We start from the raw sequence: 20,803 nt of genomic DNA, 5'->3' as shown, positions 1-20,803 counted from the left end.
CACGCTCCCGACGGCTACGAGCGGCGGCGAGGCTTCCCTCGCCTGCCACGGTGCGGGCCGCCGGAGCCGCGCCGCTGGCGGCTTCCGGCCGCGGGTTTCCGCCCACCGGCATCGGCTCGGTCGCGCTTCGGCTCCGGTGGCCGCCCTCGCGTGCTGTTGACGGTCCGCCCTCGAACGATCCCGATGAACTGCTCCATCAGATCGGTGGTCTCGTTCTCGCGCCACGACAGCGCGACACGCGACTCCGGAGCGTCCACGACCGGCCGGAAGGTGAGGTCCTTCCGGTGATGCAGCCGGGCGAGCGACTTCGGGACGACGAGTAGCCCCACTCCCGCCGCCACCAGTTCGACGGCATCGGCTGTCGTCGCGGGACGGTCAACCGCGGGCTGGCCGGGCGGCTGTTGCCAGTCGAGGGTGTCGTCATGGGGGTGCAGCACGACGTCGTCGGCGAGGTCATCGACGGAGATCTCGTCGGCCGCGGTCACGAGATGATCCTTCGGGACGACGACCACGGTCGTCTCGGTGTAGAGCGGTATCGCGTGCAGGCCCGTACGGTCGATGGGCAACCGCAGGAGCACCGCATCGACGTCGCGATCCCGCACCAGGTCGTCGGCATTCGCCGCGGGCACCTGGGTGAGGACGAGCGGGACATCGGGGACCCGCTCGTGCCAGAGGCGCACCCATTTGTTCGGCATCACACCAGGGACATACGCGAGCCGGAACGAAGGCGAGCCTGTCACCACGGCAGATTACCGGGCGTGATGAGTGCCGCGAACGCCAGATACCCTTGACGCCATGACGTCGCAGCGCACCTCCCAGACGATGAAACCCGCGACAGCGGCCAAGAAGCTGGGGGTGTACCTGGAAGCCACCCCCGCGGAGTTCCAGGAGGGTGTCGTCTCCCGCGACGAGTTGAACGCGCTGCAGGCCGATCCGCCCGAGTGGCTGCGGGACCTGCGCCGCAACGGACCGCATCCCCGGCCGGTCGTCGCGGCGAAGCTCGGCGTCTCCATCGGCGGTCTCGCACGCGGCGGGATCACCGATCCGCTCACCACGGAGCAGATCAACGCGTTGAAGGCGGACAACCCCGACTGGCTGCAGCGGGAACGCGCTACCCAAGCCGAGGTCAGGAAGGAAGCAGCGCGCATCAAGGAGAAGCGTGCGTAGCGTCTGATCGCGCTACCTCGAACGGGTAGTCATCTCACCCGGTCTCCTGGTGAGACACGGCGTGTTCTTGACTGATTACAGAAACGGTTGTGGACTGGGGTTGTATGCCCCAGAACGTGTCGGTCGGCCAGCGGTTACGCGAGGCGGGGCACCGGGTCACCGGACCCCGTCAGGCCATGCTGCGCCGGCTGGCCGACTATCCCCAGTTGACCGTTGACGAACGCGACCGTGGGGTGGGACCACATCACCGCTGTCTTTCCTCGGCGACAAGCGGCACGTCGACGTCGTCGTGGCCGAGATCGTGTTCTGGGGCGCCTGATTGCTCGAATGCGGCGCCACCCGACGCCGCCTCACTCGCACCGCCCCACCACGAGGAGGCATGGCAATGACTCACGCCGAGCGCAAACCGACGACGACCGATGCGGGCATACCGGTCGCGAGTGACGAACACTCGCTCACCGTCGGCCCGGACGGTCCGGTTCTGCTCAACGATCACTACCTGATCGAGCAGATGGCGAACTTCAACCGGGAGCGCATCCCGGAGCGCCAGCCGCACGCGAAGGGCGGTGGCGCGTTCGGCCAGTTCGAGGTGACCAACGACGTCAGCGCCTACACCAAGGCCGCCGTATTCCAGCCAGGCGCCACGACCGACATGCTGATCCGGTTCTCCAGCGTCGCGGGCGAACGGGGCAGCCCGGACACCTGGCGCGACCCACGCGGTTTCGCGGTGAAGTTCTACACCTCCGAGGGCAATCTGGACATCGTCGGCAACAACACGCCGATCTTCTTCGTCCGGGACCCGATGAAGTTCCAGCATTTCATCCGCTCGCAGAAGCGCAGGGTCAACAACAACCTGCGCGACAATGACATGCAGTGGGACTTCTGGACGCTCTCCCCTGAGTCGGCCCACATGGTGACCTGGCTCATGGGCGACCGAGGAATCCCGAAGACATGGCGGCACATGAACGGCTACTCCAGCCACACCTACAGCTGGATCAACGCCGATGGCGAGCGGTTCTGGGTGAAGTACCACTTCAAAACCGACCAGGGCATCGACTTCTTGACCCAGGACGAGGCCGACCGCCTCGCGGGCGAGGACGCCGACTACCACCAGCGGGACCTGTACAACGCGATCGAGTCCGGGAACTACCCGAGCTGGACGTTGTACATGCAGATCATGCCGTTCGAGGACGCCAAGACGTACCGGTTCAACCCGTTCGACCTCACCAAGGTGTGGCCACACGGCGACTACCCGCTGATCGAGGTCGGCCGGTTCACGCTGAACCGCAACGTCACCGACTACCACACCGAGATGGAGCAAGCGGCGTTCGAACCGAACAACCTGGTGGCCGGCACCGGACTCAGCCCGGACAAGATGCTGCTGGCACGCGGGTTCTCCTACGCCGACGCGCACCGCGCCCGGCTCGGCGTCAACTACAAGCAGATCCCGGTGAACCAGCCCAAGGTCCCGGTGCACAGCTACTCGAAGGACGGCGTCGGCCGCACCATCAACGCCTCCGACCCGGTGTACGCGCCGAACTCCTACGGCGGCCCGCAGGCCGATCCGTCGCTGACCGCTGAGGCGGGCCTCTGGTACGCCGACGGCGAGATGGTGCGTGAGGCGTACACGCTGCGCAAGGACGACGACGACTTCGGTCAGGCGGGCACGATGGTCCGTGAGGTGCTAGACGACACGGCCCGCGAGCGCCTGGTGTCCAATGTGGCAGGTCACCTGAGCAACGGCGTCTCCGAGCCGATCCTGCAGCGGGCGTTCGAGTACTGGCGCAACGTCGACAAGAACATCGGCGACCGGATCGAAAAGGCCGTGAAACGCAACGGCTGAGACCGTCGACCTGCGTGAATCTAGAGGCGTTGTGGTCGCTGGAGCGACCACAACGCCTCTAGAGATGCTCGCTGAGCCACGCCTTCGCTCGCCGCGCCGACGCGCGTGACAACCACGCGTCCTGCACCTGTTCCGCCAGTTCTTGCCGAGTGAGCTCGTTGATCCGGCTACCCCGCACTAGCACCGACAGGTGTCCGTCGAAATGCGGCGTGGTGAAAAACGGCGAGCCCTGGTCCTGCACCAGCGCTTGCTTCTCCGCCTCGGAGGCGACCCAGAAGACGATCACGTCCTGATAGCGCTCCCCTGTTTCCGGGTCAACCGCATCCGGTCGCGGCGTGCGGAAGAAGATGAACGACTTCCCACCCACCTGGTAGATCGGGTTGTCGCCAGACCCGTAGGTGACCGAAACGTGCGGCATCGCCACAGCCAGGTCATGGACGTCCTCGACCCGAGCTGGTCGGCTCCTCCCCTTGCCTGACATGACGCCAGCGTAGCCGCGGATCAAGAACTGCGGGAGCGACGGCTGACGTGATCGCCGGGCTTACCGTTCGTCGTGCCGTGCGAGCACAGAACGCAGGACACGACATCCTGAATGCATGACACGACGTCCTGAATGCATGACACGACGCCCCGGGTGCAGGACACGGCGCCTACGGCGTCACGGCGCGGCGACGACCGCGGTGAACTGGCGTCCGTCGGCGCGCTCGCCAGCGGGGCCGAGGGCGCGCTGGGCGTCCGAGAGCACGCTGCGGATCGCCAGGTACGCCTTCGGATCCCGCTCGGCGAGCCCGGTGGCTGACACCCAGATCAGCACATGCTCGCCTGCCGGGAGCCAGGACAGGTCCGTCAGGCAGTCGTAGAGCGCGTCCAGGTTGCGGCCGAATGTGTCGGGGAACCGCAACGTCGTCGCGATCCCGTCCAGCACGGCGAGTTTGTCTCTCAGCGCATCGCCCTGCAGCGTGTGCACGAAAGCGCCGCGCGCCCTCGCCTCAGCGGCGACGGTCGTCGCGCTGGGTGGCTCTGCCATGGTGCTCACAGATACCTACCGATCGGGGTCGACGAGTACGAATGACTGGTAATGGTCCTCGGTGTAGTACAGCTCGGCTTCCTCCCCCGTGACGAGCCGTCGCGCACCGCGATGGTCGAGGCCGGGCGTCGGGACCGTGTACTCCTGGTAGTAGCCATGCGGCTGGTCGGGCAGCAGCCCCTCCCGGTTGCCGAACACCGTCCCGTCGCTGGGATAAGGAAACGGCCCGCCTGCCTCGATCCGCTGCCACGTCTCGGCGGCTTGCGGGGGCAGCTCGGACAACACGACGACGTCGAAGCCGGCATCGTTCCTATCCTCGCCAGCGAGGACGTCCTGGACAAACCAGCCGCCGACGACGAGGACGATGAGCCCGACAAGGGCCGCGCTGATCCGCCTACGGGAGAACACGTGCGAATCCTAGACGCCGCCACGACAGCACCGAGACGCCACCTGACCACTATCGGCCCCCTCGTCGTCGCTCAGCCGCGTGACCCTCGCAGCGCTGCCGCGACGCGGTCGACAACGCGGTCGACCGCCCACGCCGCGACCAGGCACACCGGCACGACGGCGGCCATGACCACGACAAACTGTAACGGGAACCACAGCTGCACGACCCACAGCTCGACGCCGTCCCACCAGGTCCCGAGATCAGCAGCCACACCTCAAGCGTAGTCCCCGGAAGCTAGGCCGCGTCGTCTACGGTGTCCGTATGTTCGCTGTCTACGCTTCCGAGCCCAACGCTGACGACCCGCTCGCCTCACTCGCCGTCGGGGACCGCCCCGAACCGGATGTCCCGGACGGCTGGGTCACGGTGAACGTGAAAGCCGCGAGCCTCAACATGCACGACATCTGGACGCTGCGCGGTGTCGGCATCAAGGAGGAGCAGTTCCCGATGATCCTCGGCTGCGACGGCGCCGGGGTACTCGACGATGGCACCGAGGTGGTGCTGCACTCGGTCATCGGCGACCCGGAGTGGCGCGGCGAGGAGACTCTGGACCCGAAACGCACCCTGCTCACCGAGAAGTACCAAGGCACCTTCGCGGACAAGGTCGTCGTTCCCAAGCGCAACGCGATCCCGAAGCCCGCCGAGATGTCGTTCTCGGAGGGCGCGATCATGGGCACGGCGTGGCTGACCGCGTACCGGATGCTCTTCGTCAAGTCGGGCCTGCGGCCGGGGCAGACGATGCTGGTGCAAGGCGCATCCGGCGGCGTGTCCACGGCGCTGGTCCAGCTCGGCAGGGCCGCGGGCATGCGGGTGTGGGTGACAGGACGTTCCGATGCCAAGCGGGACCTCGCGAAGCAGCTCGGCGCGCACGAGGCGTTCGAGCCGGGCACGCGGCTGCCTGAGCGAGTCGATGCCGTGTTCGAGACGGTCGGCAAGGCGACCTGGTCGCACTCGATGAAGTCACTCAAGCCGGGCGGCATCATCGTGGTGTCCGGCTCGACCAGCGGCCCGGACCCGAGCGCTGATCTGCAGCGGCTGTTCTTCCTGCAGCTGCGGGTGGTCGGCTCCACCATGGGTACCCGCGACGAACTGGCCAGTCTGCTGGAATTCGTCCGGCTTGCCGGAATCCGCCCGCAGATCGGTACCGAACTTCCACTGTCGGAGGCCAAGGAAGGCTTTCACACGATGCTCGAGGGGGACACAGCAGGTAAGACCGTGTTCACTCTGTAAGCCCAAACAGCCCAATCGATTCCCTCGGGCGCACCATCCTCGGATGGGTCTCGATCGGCGGAGTGTTCCGATGCTGCTTTGTGACCGCGTTTCCTTGGCATAAAACAGGTCGTTTCTGTTTAACCTGATTACATGACGACCGCATCGAAGCGGCCCACGGACGGCGTCTCGCGTGACGGCGAGGCGCCTGTCCGGGTCGACCACCGGACCTTCGCCGGGGTGCGCACACGCGTACTGACGGTCGGTCCGGCCGCGTCCCAGCGCGCACGCACCGGCAAAGTGCGGCGCAAGCGCGCCCTGCCACCGCGTCCCCGCTTCGTGCTGTTCCACGGCTACTGCGACAGCGCGGACACCTGGACGGCGCTGCTGCACCAGCTTGCGGCAGAGGGCCACTCGGCCGTCGCCATCGACCTGCCTGGCTTCGGCGACGCCGACGAACTGCGCGACGGGCCGATCCTGCCGCAGTTGGACGCCTTCGTCAGCGCGGTCGTCAAGGACCAGGCCGCCCACGGTGAGGTCGTGCTGGTCGGCAACTCGCTCGGCGGCACGGTGAGTTTGCGCGCGGCGCAGAACCGCTGGTTGCCGATCGCCGGTGTCACCTCGATCGCCGCGCCGGGTTTCTCCGACACCTGGCTGGTGCGAACTATCCGCAAGTACCCGTTGCCGCTGCGGGTGTACGCCTCGCTGCCGCTCCCGGTGCCGGGCAAGGTAATCCGCACGGTCGCCGACAACGTCATTCCCCGCTTGCTCTCCGCGACGCCGAGGCCGAGCGACGACGAGCACGTACGGCGGTTCCTGTCGCTGTTCCCGGACTACCGGTCGACGGCATCGCGACTGCGTCAGGCTCGCAGGCTGGTCGAGGAGCTGGACGACTGTTACGAGCTGGACCGGATCACCGCGCCGCTGCTGGTCGTGGCCTGCGGGCGCGACCGGCTGGTCCGCGCGGCTGGCGGAACGATGCTGCATACCCTCGTCCCGCACAGCAGACTGCTGGTACGTGAGGACTGGGGGCACTGCCCGCAACTCGACCACGCCGAGGAGGTCAACCAGCTGGTGAGCTACTTCGGTGAGAGCTGCGCACGCACGACGCCGCACGCTGAGGTGCCCGCAACCAAGCCAGACGCGGCGGCCAGCTAGTTACCTGACCTGGTCACCCGCTGGTGGCGTACTACTTCTTGCCCTTGGTCTTGTCGGCCGGCCCGTCCGCGGACAGCGCGGCGACGAAGGCCTCCTGCGGGACCTCGACCCTGCCGACGGTCTTCATCCGCTTCTTGCCTTCCTTCTGCTTCTCAAGCAGCTTGCGCTTCCGCGAGATGTCGCCGCCGTAGCACTTGGCGAGGACGTCCTTGCGGATGGCGCGGATGGTCTCGCGCGCGATGATCCGCGAGCCGATGGCGGCCTGGATCGGCACCTCGAACTGCTGCCGGGGGATCAGCTCGCGCAGCTGCGTGGCCATCTTCGTGCCGTACGCGTAGGCGTGGTCTTTGTGCACGATCGCGGAAAACGCGTCGACCGGCTCGCCCTGCAGCAGGATGTCCACCTTGACCAGCTCGGACGCCTGCTCGCCCGCCTCCTCGTAGTCCAGCGAGGCGTAGCCGCGGGTGCGGGACTTCAGCGAGTCGAAGAAGTCGAAGATGATCTCGCCGAGCGGCAGCTGGTAGCGCAGCTCGACGCGATCCTCGGAGAGGTAGTCCATGCCGAGCAGCTGACCGCGCTTGCCCTGGCACAGCTCCATGATCGCGCCAATGAACTCCGATGGCGCGATCACCGTCACCTTGCTGACCGGCTCGTGCACCTCGGCGATCTTGCTGGCCGTCGGCCAGTCGGACGGGTTGGTCACCTCGAAGTCGGAACCGTCCTCCAGATACACCTGGTAGACGACGTTGGGCGCGGTGGCGATCAGGTCGAGGTTGTATTCCCGCTCCAGCCGGGAGCGGGTGATCTCCAGATGCAGCAGCCCGAGGAAACCGCAGCGGAAGCCGAAGCCCAGCGCGGTGGACGTCTCTGGCTCGAACGTCAGCGAGGCGTCGTTGAGCTGCAGTTTCTCCAGCGCCTCCCGCAGCACCGGGTAGTCCGAGCCGTCCACGGGGTAGAGCCCGGAGTAGACCATCGGCTGCGGCTCGCGGTAACCGGGCAGCGGCTCGGTCGCTCCACGCTTTTCCCAGGTCACGGTGTCACCGACCTTGGACTGGCGGACGTCCTTGACGCCGGTGATCAGGTAACCGACCTCCCCGACCCCGAGCCCCTTGCTCGGCTTCGGCTCCGGCGAGATGATGCCGACCTCGAGCAGCTCGTGGGTGGCGTTCGTGGACATCATCCTGATCCGCTGGCGCGGCGTGATCTGCCCGTCGACCACCCGGATGTAGGTGACGACGCCCCGGTAGGTGTCGTATACCGAATCGAAGATCATCGCTCGGGCGGGCACGTCGGCGTCGCCCTCGGGCGGCGGCACCTGCTTCACGATCTCGTCCAGCAGCTCGGTGACGCCGTCGCCGGTTTTGGCCGACACCCGCAGCACGTCGGACTGCTCGCAACCGATGATGTGCGACAGCTCGGCGGCGTACTTGTCCGGCTCAGCCGCGGGCAGATCGATCTTGTTCAGCACCGGGATGATGTGGAGATCCTTCTCCAGCGCGAGGTAGAGGTTCGCCAGCGTCTGCGCCTCGATGCCCTGGGCGGCGTCGACCAGCAGGATCGCGCCCTCACACGCCGCGAGCGCGCGGGAGACCTCGTAGGTGAAGTCGACGTGGCCGGGCGTGTCGATCATGTGCAACACGTGGTCCTGACCGTCGACGGCCCACGGCAACCGCACGTTCTGCGCCTTGATGGTGATGCCGCGTTCCCGCTCGATGTCCATCCGGTCCAGATACTGCGCCCGGTAGTCCCGCGCTTCGAGAACGCCGGTGAGCTGCAACATCCGGTCGGCAAGCGTGGACTTGCCGTGGTCGATGTGCGCGATGATGCAGAAGTTGCGGATCTGCTCCGGCGGCGTAAACGTCGTATCGGCGAACTTGCTCACTCAGCGTGGTCCTCTGACTGGTCTGGGGGTGCGCTACCTATCGTCCCATGCCACGGTGGGCGCTGCGGCAGGTGGCGGCGAGCAGAGTGTGGCAGCGCACCCGCCAGGGCCGTCAGGAGCCCTGCTGGGACTCTTCCTCTTCTTCCATCTTGCCGAGTTCAGTCTGGTAATTATCGTCCCTGTTCGCGTATTCATTGAGCGTGCCCTTGATGGTTCCTACGCCCAGTGCGTCCGTATTCAGCGAATCGGCGAATCCGTCGTTGCCGCGTATTCCCAGATACGTCTCGTTGAATCGTCCAGCCGCATCACGGACGTTGTCCGGCACAACCCTGCCGACGGTGTTGTCCGCGAAAGCGGTCTCGATGCGGTCAGCTCGATTCATCACGGTCCGCGCGGCCTGTCCATGACGGCCCGCGGTCCTACCCAGGTTCTGAGCGATGTCATCGAACTTCCTGGCGGTCCTGCCCAACGCCTGTACCGCACCACGAAGATGCGAGAACCTATTCAAGATCTCAGCGAGCTTGGACACCAGTTTCGAGATCTTGCTCGCGATCTTGCCGGCGGTCGCCGCTCCCCGCGCCACCGCGAAGCCGGTGAACGCGGCTATGGAGCCGCCGAACGTGGCCCAGCTCGTGGCGAGCGCCGATGCTGCCGCGATAACGAGCTCGGCGACCACGTCAGCGATCAGGTCGCGAATGATGCCTCGCACGGTGGCCACCAGCACACCCGAGTTCTGGATCGCAGTCGACACCGACTGCGCGGCGGACTCCAGCGACTCGAGTTGCGCGGCGACGCCGTCGGCCAGCTTCCGATACGCCTCCGCGCCATCACCTTGCCAACTGACGGTCTCCCGCCGCACTGACTCTCGGAAGCTCTCGGCGACGGCGACGACCTCGCTCTTGACGTCTTCTCCCCAGGTGATCGCCACCTGCGTGACCGCGCTGGGGTCGCCAGCGAGCGCGTCAAGTGGCTCCTTGAGGAAGTCCAGATGTTCGATGAGCCAGCCAATCCCGGCTGACAGCAGCCCGCTCAACGGGTTCGCGACGAAACCGAGAGCATCAAGTCCCAGGCTGAGGCCATCCACAGCCAGGTCTCCTGGATTGCTCAGGCCGTCGGCTGCGGCAACGACGTCTACGCGTGTCTCATTGAGCGTGTCAAAGATTCCTGCCCCTGCTGTCGATTCAGGCATTACCCGAGCCCCTTCGCCTGTGCCTCGTAATCCTTCGCTGAGACGTCCTCAAGCCGCTCATACGCTTCCGCGCAGGTCTCCACCGCCTTGGACAGCGACATCAATCCGTCCGCGTACTCCCGCATCGACTCCCCCGCTGACGTGATCTCCGCGCGAACGGTGGTGCTGAAGAACTGGCCGATGATGCCGTAGGTGTCGATGCCGAGATCGACGCCGGTGCCGGTGTCAGCGGCTTTCCGCAGACGTTCACCGATCTTCTCCACCGTGCCGGCGTGCGTAGCCAGGTCCTCCGGTTGGACCTTGTATCCGTCCCCCATGTCTCACCTCGTGAACGGGCGGTTGAAGCCCTCGTCGTCATCGTCGAAGTCGTCATCATCGCGCTGGGATCGCGCATTACCCGGGTCGTCGTCCGCTGGCGCGAACGAGGCGTTGATCTGCCCCCGCAGGAAGTCCATGGCATCCGACTCGCCCACCAGTGGCCGCAGCGCTTCCTGGGTCTGCGCCGTCGCATTGGCGTGAGCGGACATGACGGTCTGCGTGATCGTTTCGGCGAGGCGCTCATGACCAAGCCGCATCGCCTCCGGCGTCAGTTCCAGCTTCTCGAGGCGTCCTCCCGGCGCGAGTACGACCGAGACGCTCCCGTCCGCGCTGGACGCATGAGCTCGCGCGGAGTTGATCTGTTCCTGTGCCTGTTCGGCTCGCCGTTGAATGTCCTCGACGCGGCGGGTGTAATCCTCCACCCATCGCTGCGCGTCATCGAAGCCGGGCTGCATTCCCCTGTTCTCCTTCCTGCTCCGTCGGGGCCTACGACTTCGCCCCGCCGGTATTGGTTCCGTGCGTGCCTGAGATAGCGGCGTGTTCTTCGTGGATCGCCAGCAGCCTGCTAAGCCGGTCGTACTTCGGTTCGACCGTGGCCAGCAGGATCAGTCCGACCGACGTCAACGCGATGGCGTCGCGCAACCCCGCCAGTACGACGGCAATCGGCGCCCCGCTGGGGAGCTGACCGAACGCATGAATCGCGGCATATACGGCAAACGCCAGAATGACGACCGCGAACGCGACTCCGCGCCGGTACGCTGACTGCCTTCCCTCTGCCATCCGGCGCAGTTCCTCTTTGCCCTGCTTTCGCGTCCGGTTTCCCTGCTTCACGAGAAACGGCATTCCGTACGTAACGACACGCGCTGACGAGACGCGCATCTGGGACGGCATCCACCACAACAGCACCGCTATGCCTGCACCAACCACCGCGACACCGAAATGGGGCGTGAGATTGGTGCCGTCCGGTCCCACCAGCCAAGCACGCGCGATCTCCGGCCACGGCGACACGAAATCGATCGCCCGAGGTGCGTCGGTTCGCGGAATAGAGGTAAGGAGATGCAGCACGATGACGCCGCCGCTCAACGCGCTGAGTAGACGCATCCGCTTCTGGCGACGGAACACGGGAACCGCGGCCACATCAGCATCGGTGACCGGCCAACCCTTTTTGGCCCGGTCATACTGACCGAGTTCGCGACCAGCGTTCTCGTTCATCGTCTGCCACACGCCCCGAGCAGGACTCACGACACCGAACGCCCGACGCCCCGGCAGAACCACCCAATATGCGTTCACGAGGGCGGCGAGCAACGCGAAGACACCAAAGGCCCCGAGCGCCGTGGCACCGATAATTCCGATCGTTACCCACTTCGCGCTATCGTTCACGCCGGGCTTACTGGAGATGGGGCTACCACGACCAACGCCTGACTCCGGGAGTTTCGGATCGAACACGGGCACCGCCCGCCCACGATCGTCCGGGCTCAGCTGACCAGCAGGAAACCACTCACGGCTCGAACTACCATCGTTCCAGGTAACGTCAGCCTGGCAACGGTGGAAGTAGCCGAGGCCGGACACACTCACCGGGCCTCGTTCCATGCACTGCCCCACACGCGCGGTGCCAGTCGCGAATGCCTCGGGACCACCCGACGAGGCGTCGGCCACCGTCATCACGGTCAACGCGCCGAGCAGGCTGAATCCACCAAGGAGCAGGGCGCCCACACACCGAAGTACGTAGCTCAACCGCGTGCGCTGCGCGTTCGACCGCTCCCAGACCTGGTCACTCTCCCCTGTGTTCACCACGGCGCACAGTGTCGCAGACCCTGATCTCCCGCATGGCCGAATCAGGGCGAAACCCCGATGCGCCAGGTCAGCGGCCGTGATGTGCTCGGGATATGAGCCAACCAGTATTACCCATCCTCGATCGAGCATTCGGGCATCCGAGCGGCAGACTCGGCCGGATCGGCGGCGCGCTGATGGCGCGAGGCAACGCCGCGACCGAACGCCACGTGATCGACGTCGCCTCGCTGACCGAGACCGACATCGTGCTGGTCATCGGGCCCGGTCCCGGTGTGGGTCTTCGCGCCGCCGCCGAACGCGCGCGGCACACCACCGGCATCGACCCCTCGGAGGACATGCTCCGCGCGTGCGTGGACCGGTGTCGGGACCTGGTGCACGCGGGCAAGGTTGGTGTGCGAAACGGCTCGGCGGAGTCGACCGGCGCGCACGACGACGCGTTCGACGTCGTGCTCAGCGTCAACAACATCCAGCTCTGGGACAACCTCGGCGCAGGACTGGCCGAAGTGAGCCGGGTGCTGCGACCTAGCGGGCGGCTCGTACTGTCGTCGCACGACAAGTGGCTGCCCGTAGCTCGGCAGCGGCTCATCACGGCGGTCGAGGCCGCTGGACTGAGCGACGTGCAGAGCTGGACGTGGCAGCCACCAGGTCAGCTCGCCTCCCTCGCGTTCCAGCTCCGCGCCACCAAGCCCGCGTGACGCGGCTCAGCGGGTGTCGACGCGAAGCGGGTGGTCGTCCGGCACCTCGACGAGCACGATCCTGGTGCCATCCGGATCGGCGAGCCACGCTTCGCACAGCCCCCACGGCTCCTGCCTCGGCTCGCGCGTGATCGGCACACCCCGTTCGACCAGCTCCGCGACCGTGCCCGCCAGGTCCCGCACCTGCAACCACAGCGCGACGTCGGCACTGGGCTCCTCGCTGCCCTGCCCGACGACTTCAAGGAAGCCGCCGCCGAGGAAGAACACCGTGCCACCAGGGAACTCGCGGTAGATCGCCAACCCGAGCTGGTCCGCGTAGAACTTCCTGCTGCGCTCCGGATCGCGTGGCTTCAGCAGGATCCGGCTGCTCAGTACCTCCATGGCACCTCCATCACGCCCGTCTCCATCGCACGTCTCCTGCCGCGCGTGGCCCCATCGCTCCTGGGTACCTCACTGCGGGGCCGAGCGCGACCGCTGCTACCGTGGACCGTTGTTGCCGTGTGGCATTCCGCCAGGGAGGAAGCCTGCGCACGCAGGGCCAGACAAGCGCGGCACGACATCCACCGACGAGACGAAGGAGACGGCCCGTGGCCAACATCAAGTCCCAGATGAAGCGCATCAAGACCAACGAGAAGGCGCGGCAGCGCAACCAGGCCGTCAAGTCCTCGGTGAAGACGGCCATCCGCAGGTTCCGCGAGGCAGCGGCGGCCGGTGACAAGGAGAAGGCCATCGAGCTGCAGCGCGAGGCCGGCATCAAGCTGGACAAGGCGGCCAACAAGGGCGTTATCCACGCGAACCAGGCCGCGAACAAGAAGTCGTCCATGGCCAAGCGGGTCAACTCGATGTAACGACTTTCGCGAAACGGGGCACGTCGTTGGCGTGCCCCGTTTTTCGTGCGCCGAACAGCCGGTCGCCGCAACTCAGCTGGCCGGTCGGACGACTACCTCAACGGCGGTTGCGCGCCGCGAGCAGTTTGAGCGCGGCACGTTCCAGCGCGTAGTCCGGATCGGCCGCGGCGCCTTTCACCTCGGCGTTGAGGGTGGCGACGATCCGCATCGATTCCCGCAGCGCGGGCGTGCTCCAGCCCCGCACCTGGCCCTGCGCCTTGCGGATCTTCCACGGCGGCATGCCCAGCTCACCGGCCATGTGGTTCGGGTTGCCCCTGCCCGCCGCAGACACCCGCGCGATGGTGCGCACCGCGTCGGCGAAGGCATCCGCGATCAGCACGTGCGGCACCCCGATCTGCAACGCCCAGCGCAGCGACTCCATCGCGGCGGCCTCGTCGCCAGCGACGACCTTCTCCGCGACGACGAAACCGCTCACCTCGGCACGCCCCCGGTGGTAGCGCCGCACCGCCTGCTCATCGACCTTGCCGCCGGAGTCGGCAGTGAGCTGCGACGCGGCAGCGGACAGTTCCCGCAGGTCGGAGCCAACGGCGTCGAGCAGCGCACTCACCCCGCCCGCGTCGATGCTGCCACCGGCACGCTTCACCTCGGCGCGCACGAACGCTTCCCGCTCCGACTGTTTGGTGAGCTTGTTGCACTCCGCGACCGCCGCGCCCGCCTTGCGCAGCGCGTTCGGCAGCGCCTTGGCGGCCTTGCTGCGCCCGCCGCCGCTGTGCACCACGACCATCACAACGCCGTCGACCGGGTCCGCGAGGTAGGACTGCAGCGCGTCCGCCGTGTCCTGCCCGATATCCTGCGCTGCCTCGATGACGATCACCCTGCCCTCGCTGAACAGCGAGGGACTAGCCAGTTCTAGCAGCACCGGCGCGGTCAGCTCGGAGGCCCGCAACGTCGTCAGCTCCGACGTCGGGTCAACGGCGCGTGCGGCATCGACGGCTGCCCGCACCGCGCGTTCCACCAGCAACGCCTCGTCACCCAGCACGAGATGCAGCGGCGCGGCGTTCTTCGACGTCTTCGAGGGCTTCGCGGCGGAGCTCACGCGCCCAATCTACGACCCAGCCGCCGACGTCGTCCCAGCCGCCTCAACATCAACTGTGGCGGGACCCACGTCGACACCGCCGCCTACCGCATGGCGCGATCGACAGGGCGTACCGTAACGTGTAGTGCCAGACGCCCACAGCGGCGCACAACTGAATACCGCTCATCCAGAGGGGCAGAGGGAACGGCCCTGCGAAGCCCCGGCAACCGGCGTCAGCCAGTCATCTCGATCCGCGAGGTAGCTGACGATCACGGTGCCAATTCCGGCCCACCTGTGGGACAGATGAGGAGAGGAACCTCGCATGACAGCAACCTTCGGCGCCCCCAGCACGCTTCGCTCCGGCTCTGATGTGGATCTCGGTCCCGCCGTCGAGCTCGTGTCCAAGGAGGAAGGCCACCGCCAGCCCCTCGCCCCAGAGTTCGTCTCCGCCGAGGACTTCTCCCCGCTCGAGGTCGCATACGACTTCGGCCGGATCACCCGCGAGGAGATCGAGGCCGGTCCGCGCAACATCTGGCGCTACAAGCGGCTACTGCCCGTCCCCTCGAACGTCGAGGAAATCCCGAACACCGAGCCCGGCTGTACCAAGCTGATCCGCGCCGACCGGCTGGCCAAGGCACTCGGCGTCAAGCGGATCTGGGTCAAGGACGACACCGGCAACCCGACCCACTCGTTCAAGGACCGCGTCGTCGCCGTCGCGCTGGCCGCCGCCCGTGAGTTCGGTTTCGAGGTGCTGGCGTGTCCGTCCACCGGCAACCTCGCCAACGCCGTCGCCGCGGCCGCCGCCCGCGCTGGCTGGGACTCGGTCGTGCTGATCCCGTCCTCGCTCGAACGCGCCAAGGTGCTGACCACCGCCGTCTACGACGGCTCGCTGATCGCCGTCGACGGCAACTACGACGACGTCAACCGCCTGGCCACCGAGCTGGCCGCCGAGAACGAGACCTGGGCGTTCGTCAACGTCAACGTCCGGCCGTACTACTCGGAGGGCTCCAAGACGCTCGCCTTTGAGGTGGCCGAGCAGCTCGGCTGGCGGATTCCGGAGCAGATCGTGGTGCCGATCGCGTCCGGCTCGCAGCTGACCAAGGTAGACAAGGGCTTCAAGGAGCTGGGCGAGGTCGGCCTGGTCGAGCAGACGCCATACAAGGTGTTCGGCGCGCAGGCAACCGGCTGTTCCCCCGTCTCGCACGCCTTCAAGAGCGGCCACGACGTCGTGCAGCCGGTCAAACCGGACACCATCGCGCGCTCACTCGCGATCGGCAACCCCGCCGACGGCCCGTACGTGCTGGACACCGTCAGCCGCACCGGCGGTTCCGTCGAGGACGTCACCGACGAGGAGGTCGTCGAGGGCATCCGACTGCTGGCGCGCACCGAGGGTATCTTCGCCGAAACCGCGGGCGGCGTGACCGTCGCTACGGCGAAGAAGCTGATCGAGGCGGGCAAGATCGATCCGGACGCCGAGACGGTCCTGCTCATCACCGGTGACGGCCTGAAAACCCTGGACGCCGTCGAGGACCACATCGGCCCCAAGGCCACGGTGCCACCGAAGGTCGACGCGGTGAACCGGGTACTGCGCGGCTGACCTAGGGCGGATTAGCGGCACGGCGCCCGATGCGCGCCGTGTCCCGCACTCACGACGCCGTGTCCCGCACTCCCGGCGCTGTGTGCGACGTTCCCGACGCCGTGTGGCACATTCGGCGCCGTTCGCCACACCGCGTGGCTCGCGGTAGCCCGCAGCGGTAGTTGATCTTCTTTGCTCCGCGAGTGACGAAATTTCGGGCAAAGCGGACATAATCTCGTCACCCAGGGAGCAAAGAAGATCAACTACCGCGGCTCGGCCGCGTGGCGAGACTCCAACGCTTCGACCAGCAGCGCGCGACGACCCAGTACGGGCGCCCTAAAACGGCGACGCGCCCCCGGCTAGCGCGGACAGCGCACTCGAGATGCGGGCCTGTGCCAGCCGCCACAACCCGGTGCCCAGCGACACCCGTGCGACACCGAGCTTGGTGAGCATCGCCAGGTCAGGACCGTCGGGCAGGTAAGTCGCGTTCACCAGGGCCGGACTCACTGCCGACACGAACTCGCCCAGCACCTCGGGGGAGCGAACATGGATCGGATACACACAGTCGGCGCCCGCGTCGAGGTAGGCCCGGGCGCGCTCGATGGCATCGGGCAGCGCGGCGCGCTCCTCCTCGGCGCCCTGAGCACCGAGGAAGGAGTCGATCCGGGCATTCACGACAAGTAGCTCACCGGAGTGCTCCTTCACCGAGGCGAGCAGCGCGGCGTTCTCGTCGGCCGAGCGGCGCCGTCCTTCCTGCTGGTCGGTGTCCTCGATGTTGCATCCGGCCGCATCCGCTTCGGCCAGCCGGTCGGCCAACTCCAGCGCGGACAATCCGTAACCAGATTCCACGTCGACGGTCAGCGGGACGTCGACGGCGGCGGTGATCCTGGCCGCGACGTCGAACATCTCGTCCGGCGACACCTGCTCGCCATCGGAGTAACCGAGCGATGCCGCTACGGCGGCCGAACTGGTCGCGACCACCGGAAACCCGGCCTCAACGACAAGCCGGGCGCTATCGGCATCCCAGGCGTTCGGCAGCACCAGCGGGTCGCCGGGTATGTGCAGGGCGCGCAACCGCTGTGCGCTCATGATCTCCCCTCTCGTCAGCATGTGATGCTCTGTTGGCAGGTAATGCTCTCAGTCAGCTGGTGCTGTCAATGCCGTAATGCGGCCAACAGCTCGTCGGCGGCCGAGTACGGGTCGATCTCGGCGTCGACGACTCGCTTGCTCAGCAGCTCCAGTGCCTCGCCGCCACGCAGATCGGCGAGCTCGGCGCGCAGTTGCCGCATCGCTATCGCCTCGACTTCGGTGTGCGCGCGGGCGAGACGCCGTCGAGTGAGCTCGCCGGTGGACTCGAGCCACTCCCGATGCTCGCCCAGCGCTCGTATGACGTCGTCAGCCCCGTCACCGGTGGTGGCGACGGTAGGTACGATCGGCTGCCGCCACGAGGCGCCTCGCACGCCACGGCGGCTGAGCGCGATCATGTTCTTGACATCCTTGATGGTGGCGTCGGCACCGTCGCGATCGGCCTTGTTCACCACGAACAGATCAGCGATCTCCAGCACGCCCGCTTTCGCTGCCTGGATACCGTCGCCCATCCCCGGCGCGAGCAGCACCATGATCGAGTCGGCAAGTGTAACGACGTCCACTTCGGACTGTCCGACGCCGACGGTCTCAATCAGAACGACGTCGAAGCCCGCCGCGTCGAGCACCCGAACCGACTGCGGCGTGGCGAGCGTGAGACCGCCAAGATGGCCGCGAGTGGCCATCGAGCGGATGAACACGCCCTCGTCGGTGGCGTGCTCGGTCATCCTGATCCGATCACCGAGCAGCGCCCCGCCGGAAAACGGCGACGACGGGTCGATCGCCAGCACCGCCACCCGCTTGCCCTGCGCCCGTAGCGCGCCGAGCAGCATCGACGTCGTCGTGGACTTGCCGACGCCTGGCGGCCCGGTCAACCCGACCACCCAGGCGTTGCCAGTGTGCGGAGTCAGCTCCCGCAACACGTCACGCAGCGCCGGATGGGCGTCCTCGACCAACGAAAGCAGCCGCGCCACCGCGCGCGGCTGCCCCTCACGGGCACGGTTGATCAGATCCTCGATGTTCAGCGAGGTCACGGGATCCTTTCCGTACGTGGCGACTGGGTTGTGGCTGGCCCGGCCACAGTCAGGCGGAGGCCGTGAGCGGGCCAGACGGCCAAGCCAGAGTCCCTGCGGGCCGGTGACCGGCGCCCAGGCGCTATGGCACGCGAACGACCAGCGCGTCTCCTTGGCCACCGCCGCCGCACAGCGCGCCGACACCGGTGCCACCGCCGCGACGGCGCAGTTCGTGCACCAGGTGCACGATCAACCGCGCCCCGGATGCACCGATCGGGTGGCCGAGGGCGATCGCACCACCGTTGACGTTGACCTTGTCCTCGGCGATGCCCAGCTCACGAGTCGACACCAGTCCCACGGCGGCGAACGCCTCGTTGATCTCCACCAGGTCCACCGCGCCGATGTCGATGCCCTGCTTCGCCAGCGCGGCCTTGGTGGCGTTGGCGGGCTGCTCGTGCAGACTGGCGTCCGGTCCGGCGACCACACCATGCGCGCCGATCTCGGCCAGTGGCTCGACGCCAAGCTCAGCGGCCTTCGCGGCACTCATGACGACGACGGCGGCGGCGCCGTCAGAGATCTGCGAGGCCGAACCAGCGGTGATGGTGCCGTCTGAGGAGAACGCGGGCCGCAGCTTGCCCAGCCCGTCGGCGGTGGTGTCGGCGCGCACACCCTCGTCGGTGGTGAACTCGGTGGGCTCGCCCTTGCGCTGCGGGATCGAGACCGGCGCCAACTCGGCCTCGAACCGGCCCTCGGCGATCGCGGCGGCCGCCTTCTGATGCGACGCCGCGGCGAAGGCGTCCTGCTCCTCGCGGTTCAAGCCGTATCGGGAGTTGAACTTCTCGGTCGACGACCCCATCGCGACCTGGTCGAACGCGCAGAACAGGCCGTCGTAGGCCATGTGGTCGACCAACGTAGTGTCGCCGTACTTGAACCCGGAGCGCGACTTTGGCAGCAGGTGCGGCGCTTGCGTCATCGACTCCTGACCACCGGCGACGATGATGTCGAACTCGCCAGCACGGATGAGCTGGTCGGCCAGCGCGATGGAGTCAAGACCGGACAGGCAGACCTTGTTGATCGTCAGCGCGGGGATATCCATCGGGATGCCCGCGTTGACGGCGGCCTGGCGGGCGGGGATCTGCCCCGCGCCCGCGGTCAGCACCTGACCCATGATCGTGTACTGCACCGCATCGGGTGACACCCCAGCCCGCTCAAGCGCCGCCTTGATGGCGACCCCGCCGAGCTGCGCGCCCGAGAAGTCCTTCAACGACCCCAGTAGACGTCCGATCGGGGTACGAGCGGCACCAACAATCACGGATCCGGCCACAACTAGCCTCCAAGTCTCTGCGTCTCCTCCCCGCGACCATACCGGTAGCGAACGGCGTCACGAAGCATCAGTGAGCACGACCGCTTCCGGTAACCGGTAGGGATAACCCGACAGGCATGGGCAACCGGTAGGGATAACCTGACAGGCATGAACGACGCGCTGCGAGACATCACGCCCCTAGTCACCGCCATCGACCACGTCGGCATCGCGGTGCCTGACCTGGACGAGGCCATCGCGTTCTACCGCGACAACTTCGGGCTGGCGGCCACCCACATCGAGACCAACGAGGAACAGGGCGTGCGCGAGGCCATGCTGCACGCCCCCGGCGACGACAACGGCACCGCCGTGCAGCTGCTCGCCCCGCTGACGCCGGACTCCACCATCGGCAAGTTCATCGACCGCAGCGGCCCCGGCCTGCAGCAGCTCGCCTACCGGGTGGCCGACATCGACGCGGCGGCGAACGCGCTGCGAGAGAATGGCCTGCGCCTGCTGTACCCGGAGGCCAAGCAGGGCACAGCGGGCAGCAGGGTGAACTTCGTGCACCCCAAGGACGCGGGCGGCGTGCTCGTCGAACTCGTCGAGCCTGCCGCCCACTGACCTCGGGGCTTAGGTGCTCAGTGCTGGCCCGCGGTGCGGTGGGCGCTGGTGGCGACGGGCAGCGCCGTCGCGCCTGCCGCGACGGTCAGCACACCGATCACCCACGACGTCCACGCGGCGCCGGTCAGGTCGGCATAGCCCATGACCCACGGTGAGATGAACACCAGGACACCGAGCACAAGCTGCGCCCACTCGCCGTAGACCATGTCCGGAATGGCCAGCGAGACGAGCCCATCAATCGCGATGAGCGCGCCGAGGATGACCATCGTCCACGCTGCGGCGGCCGACGTCTCAGCCACGATCGTGGACAGCGCGAGCACCACCCCGAGTACCACCTCGGCCCAGTCGTGAGGCCGTGTCCATGCCTTAACCGACTGCGACATCGCCAATCACCTCCGAAGTGTCGTGTGTCGCTACTGCGATGGTCCGCCTGTTTTGCGCGATTATCCAGGTTGGAATGGCAGCTGTTGGATCACAACACGGACAACGGCCGACGTTGTCGCCGTAACACAACCCGGTGACATTGCCGGCCAACGCCGCATTACTGATCAGTAGCTTCCCGC

General features: G+C 67.0%; 24 protein-coding genes and 1 riboswitch. Of the genes, 8 read left to right on the top strand and 16 right to left on the bottom strand.

Features of this window, described 5'->3' with window-relative positions; all coding sequences use genetic code 11:
- Positions 1 to 14 precede the first annotated feature (14 nt).
- Positions 15 to 695: a LysR substrate-binding domain-containing protein gene (locus AMYHA_RS10435; RefSeq protein ID WP_051399750.1), complete on the bottom strand. Its 681-nt coding sequence runs from the start codon at positions 693 to 695 to the stop codon at positions 15 to 17.
- Between the two features lie 100 nt (positions 696 to 795).
- On the opposite strand from AMYHA_RS10435, the gene AMYHA_RS10430 reads away from it, so the two are divergent.
- Together AMYHA_RS10430 and AMYHA_RS10425 are read left to right on the top strand one after the other, a co-directional pair.
- On the top strand, positions 796 to 1,167 hold the full coding sequence (locus AMYHA_RS10430) for a DUF5997 family protein (RefSeq protein ID WP_034270468.1): 372 nt from the start codon (positions 796 to 798) through the stop codon (positions 1,165 to 1,167).
- Between the two features lie 385 nt (positions 1,168 to 1,552).
- Positions 1,553 to 3,010, top strand: a complete 1,458-nt coding sequence (locus AMYHA_RS10425; protein ID WP_034270465.1) for a catalase — start codon at positions 1,553 to 1,555, stop codon at positions 3,008 to 3,010.
- A gap of 58 nt (positions 3,011 to 3,068) precedes the next feature.
- Here the strand turns inward: AMYHA_RS10425 and AMYHA_RS10420 are convergent, their stop codons facing one another.
- From AMYHA_RS10420 to AMYHA_RS10405, 4 genes are all read right to left on the bottom strand, one after another.
- Positions 3,069 to 3,491: an MmcQ/YjbR family DNA-binding protein gene (locus AMYHA_RS10420; RefSeq protein ID WP_034270462.1), complete on the bottom strand. Its 423-nt coding sequence runs from the start codon at positions 3,489 to 3,491 to the stop codon at positions 3,069 to 3,071.
- 177 nt (positions 3,492 to 3,668) lie between these two features.
- Entirely contained in the window at positions 3,669 to 4,037 is a 369-nt protein-coding gene (locus tag AMYHA_RS10415; RefSeq protein WP_034276676.1) for a barstar family protein, read from the bottom strand.
- 15 nt (positions 4,038 to 4,052) lie between these two features.
- Positions 4,053 to 4,445 carry a ribonuclease domain-containing protein gene (locus AMYHA_RS10410; RefSeq protein WP_034270459.1) on the bottom strand — a complete coding sequence of 131 codons (393 nt, stop codon included), beginning with the start codon at positions 4,443 to 4,445 and terminating at the stop codon, positions 4,053 to 4,055.
- Positions 4,446 to 4,516: 71 nt separating this feature from the next.
- Complete coding sequence (locus AMYHA_RS10405) at positions 4,517 to 4,696, bottom strand: hypothetical protein (protein ID WP_034270457.1); 180 nt, start codon at positions 4,694 to 4,696, stop codon at positions 4,517 to 4,519.
- A 50-nt stretch (positions 4,697 to 4,746) separates the two neighbouring features.
- Between AMYHA_RS10405 and AMYHA_RS10400 the strand changes: the two genes are divergently transcribed.
- Positions 4,747 to 5,712, top strand: a complete 966-nt coding sequence (locus AMYHA_RS10400; protein WP_034270454.1) for a zinc-binding dehydrogenase — start codon at positions 4,747 to 4,749, stop codon at positions 5,710 to 5,712.
- Positions 5,713 to 5,844: 132 nt separating this feature from the next.
- Positions 5,845 to 6,849, top strand: coding sequence for an alpha/beta fold hydrolase (locus tag AMYHA_RS10395; RefSeq protein ID WP_084037051.1), 1,005 nt, complete (start codon positions 5,845 to 5,847; stop codon positions 6,847 to 6,849).
- Positions 6,850 to 6,880: 31 nt separating this feature from the next.
- Here AMYHA_RS10395 and lepA read toward each other — a convergent pair whose 3' ends face one another.
- The 5 genes from lepA to AMYHA_RS10370 form a co-directional block, all read right to left on the bottom strand.
- Entirely contained in the window at positions 6,881 to 8,731 is a 1,851-nt protein-coding gene (lepA, locus tag AMYHA_RS10390; protein ID WP_034270452.1) for a translation elongation factor 4, read from the bottom strand.
- A gap of 112 nt (positions 8,732 to 8,843) precedes the next feature.
- Positions 8,844 to 9,920 (bottom strand): hypothetical protein, encoded by a 1,077-nt coding sequence (locus AMYHA_RS10385; RefSeq protein ID WP_157362003.1) that lies wholly within the window; start codon positions 9,918 to 9,920, stop codon positions 8,844 to 8,846.
- The gene (locus AMYHA_RS10380) at positions 9,920 to 10,237 is read right to left on the bottom strand and encodes a type VII secretion target (RefSeq protein WP_034270449.1); all 318 of its coding nucleotides are present in this window, start codon (positions 10,235 to 10,237) and stop codon (positions 9,920 to 9,922) included. Before AMYHA_RS10380 ends, AMYHA_RS10385 begins: the two co-directional genes overlap by 1 nt.
- A 3-nt stretch (positions 10,238 to 10,240) precedes the next feature.
- Positions 10,241 to 10,693, bottom strand: a complete 453-nt coding sequence (locus AMYHA_RS10375; RefSeq protein WP_051399748.1) for a YbaB/EbfC family nucleoid-associated protein — start codon at positions 10,691 to 10,693, stop codon at positions 10,241 to 10,243.
- A gap of 31 nt (positions 10,694 to 10,724) precedes the next feature.
- On the bottom strand, positions 10,725 to 11,951 hold the full coding sequence (locus AMYHA_RS10370; RefSeq protein WP_169732918.1) for a DUF6346 domain-containing protein: 1,227 nt from the start codon (positions 11,949 to 11,951) through the stop codon (positions 10,725 to 10,727).
- A 173-nt stretch (positions 11,952 to 12,124) separates the two neighbouring features.
- Between AMYHA_RS10370 and AMYHA_RS10365 the strand changes: the two genes are divergently transcribed.
- Positions 12,125 to 12,724: a class I SAM-dependent methyltransferase gene (locus tag AMYHA_RS10365; RefSeq protein WP_034270443.1), complete on the top strand. Its 600-nt coding sequence runs from the start codon at positions 12,125 to 12,127 to the stop codon at positions 12,722 to 12,724.
- 6 nt (positions 12,725 to 12,730) lie between these two features.
- Here AMYHA_RS10365 and AMYHA_RS10360 read toward each other — a convergent pair whose 3' ends face one another.
- Positions 12,731 to 13,105: a VOC family protein gene (locus AMYHA_RS10360; protein WP_034270440.1), complete on the bottom strand. Its 375-nt coding sequence runs from the start codon at positions 13,103 to 13,105 to the stop codon at positions 12,731 to 12,733.
- Positions 13,106 to 13,311: 206 nt separating this feature from the next.
- On the opposite strand from AMYHA_RS10360, the gene rpsT reads away from it, so the two are divergent.
- The gene (gene rpsT, locus AMYHA_RS10355) at positions 13,312 to 13,572 is read left to right on the top strand and encodes a 30S ribosomal protein S20 (protein WP_034270438.1); all 261 of its coding nucleotides are present in this window, start codon (positions 13,312 to 13,314) and stop codon (positions 13,570 to 13,572) included.
- A 97-nt stretch (positions 13,573 to 13,669) separates the two neighbouring features.
- Here the strand turns inward: rpsT and holA are convergent, their stop codons facing one another.
- Positions 13,670 to 14,668, bottom strand: a complete 999-nt coding sequence (holA, locus tag AMYHA_RS10350; RefSeq protein ID WP_051399747.1) for a DNA polymerase III subunit delta — start codon at positions 14,666 to 14,668, stop codon at positions 13,670 to 13,672.
- Between the two features lie 159 nt (positions 14,669 to 14,827).
- Positions 14,828 to 14,957, top strand: a riboswitch (SAM riboswitch).
- Between the two features lie 12 nt (positions 14,958 to 14,969).
- Between holA and thrC the strand changes: the two genes are divergently transcribed.
- The gene (gene thrC / locus AMYHA_RS10345) at positions 14,970 to 16,244 is read left to right on the top strand and encodes a threonine synthase (protein ID WP_034270435.1); all 1,275 of its coding nucleotides are present in this window, start codon (positions 14,970 to 14,972) and stop codon (positions 16,242 to 16,244) included.
- A gap of 315 nt (positions 16,245 to 16,559) precedes the next feature.
- Here the strand turns inward: thrC and AMYHA_RS10340 are convergent, their stop codons facing one another.
- The 3 genes from AMYHA_RS10340 to AMYHA_RS10330 all read right to left on the bottom strand — a co-directional run bounded on the left by AMYHA_RS10340 (position 16,560) and on the right by AMYHA_RS10330 (position 19,643).
- On the bottom strand, positions 16,560 to 17,312 hold the full coding sequence (locus AMYHA_RS10340; protein ID WP_034270431.1) for an isocitrate lyase/PEP mutase family protein: 753 nt from the start codon (positions 17,310 to 17,312) through the stop codon (positions 16,560 to 16,562).
- 65 nt (positions 17,313 to 17,377) lie between these two features.
- On the bottom strand, positions 17,378 to 18,340 hold the full coding sequence (gene meaB, locus AMYHA_RS10335) for a methylmalonyl Co-A mutase-associated GTPase MeaB (protein ID WP_034270429.1): 963 nt from the start codon (positions 18,338 to 18,340) through the stop codon (positions 17,378 to 17,380).
- A gap of 121 nt (positions 18,341 to 18,461) precedes the next feature.
- The gene (locus AMYHA_RS10330; protein WP_034270427.1) at positions 18,462 to 19,643 is read right to left on the bottom strand and encodes an acetyl-CoA C-acetyltransferase; all 1,182 of its coding nucleotides are present in this window, start codon (positions 19,641 to 19,643) and stop codon (positions 18,462 to 18,464) included.
- Positions 19,644 to 19,790: 147 nt separating this feature from the next.
- On the opposite strand from AMYHA_RS10330, the gene mce reads away from it, so the two are divergent.
- Positions 19,791 to 20,240, top strand: coding sequence for a methylmalonyl-CoA epimerase (mce, locus tag AMYHA_RS10325; RefSeq protein WP_034270425.1), 450 nt, complete (start codon positions 19,791 to 19,793; stop codon positions 20,238 to 20,240).
- Between the two features lie 17 nt (positions 20,241 to 20,257).
- On the opposite strand, the gene AMYHA_RS10320 is transcribed toward mce, so the two are convergent.
- Positions 20,258 to 20,623 carry an SPW repeat protein gene (locus AMYHA_RS10320; RefSeq protein ID WP_034270422.1) on the bottom strand — a complete coding sequence of 122 codons (366 nt, stop codon included), beginning with the start codon at positions 20,621 to 20,623 and terminating at the stop codon, positions 20,258 to 20,260.
- Positions 20,624 to 20,803 lie beyond the last annotated feature (180 nt).

It is taken from the genome of Haloechinothrix halophila YIM 93223 (assembly GCF_000504245.1).
Classification (GTDB): domain Bacteria; phylum Actinomycetota; class Actinomycetes; order Mycobacteriales; family Pseudonocardiaceae; genus Haloechinothrix_A; species Haloechinothrix_A halophila.
This window is presented reverse-complemented; position numbering and strand designations above follow the sequence as displayed.

Coding starts and splice junctions, on each gene's coding strand:
- thrC (WP_034270435.1), top strand. CDS start 14,970: ATGACAGCAACCTTCGGCGCCCCCAGCACGCTTCGCTCCGGCTCTGAT.
- AMYHA_RS10435 (WP_051399750.1), bottom strand. CDS start 695: ATGCCGAACAAATGGGTGCGCCTCTGGCACGAGCGGGTCCCCGATGTC.
- AMYHA_RS10380 (WP_034270449.1), bottom strand. CDS start 10,237: ATGGGGGACGGATACAAGGTCCAACCGGAGGACCTGGCTACGCACGCC.
- AMYHA_RS10320 (WP_034270422.1), bottom strand. CDS start 20,623: ATGTCGCAGTCGGTTAAGGCATGGACACGGCCTCACGACTGGGCCGAG.
- AMYHA_RS10365 (WP_034270443.1), top strand. CDS start 12,125: ATGAGCCAACCAGTATTACCCATCCTCGATCGAGCATTCGGGCATCCG.
- AMYHA_RS10385 (WP_157362003.1), bottom strand. CDS start 9,920: ATGCCTGAATCGACAGCAGGGGCAGGAATCTTTGACACGCTCAATGAG.
- AMYHA_RS10400 (WP_034270454.1), top strand. CDS start 4,747: ATGTTCGCTGTCTACGCTTCCGAGCCCAACGCTGACGACCCGCTCGCC.
- AMYHA_RS10425 (WP_034270465.1), top strand. CDS start 1,553: ATGACTCACGCCGAGCGCAAACCGACGACGACCGATGCGGGCATACCG.
- AMYHA_RS10340 (WP_034270431.1), bottom strand. CDS start 17,312: ATGAGCGCACAGCGGTTGCGCGCCCTGCACATACCCGGCGACCCGCTG.
- AMYHA_RS10395 (WP_084037051.1), top strand. CDS start 5,845: ATGACGACCGCATCGAAGCGGCCCACGGACGGCGTCTCGCGTGACGGC.
- mce (WP_034270425.1), top strand. CDS start 19,791: ATGAACGACGCGCTGCGAGACATCACGCCCCTAGTCACCGCCATCGAC.
- AMYHA_RS10360 (WP_034270440.1), bottom strand. CDS start 13,105: ATGGAGGTACTGAGCAGCCGGATCCTGCTGAAGCCACGCGATCCGGAG.
- AMYHA_RS10430 (WP_034270468.1), top strand. CDS start 796: ATGACGTCGCAGCGCACCTCCCAGACGATGAAACCCGCGACAGCGGCC.
- AMYHA_RS10420 (WP_034270462.1), bottom strand. CDS start 3,491: ATGTCAGGCAAGGGGAGGAGCCGACCAGCTCGGGTCGAGGACGTCCAT.
- AMYHA_RS10415 (WP_034276676.1), bottom strand. CDS start 4,037: ATGGCAGAGCCACCCAGCGCGACGACCGTCGCCGCTGAGGCGAGGGCG.
- AMYHA_RS10375 (WP_051399748.1), bottom strand. CDS start 10,693: ATGCAGCCCGGCTTCGATGACGCGCAGCGATGGGTGGAGGATTACACC.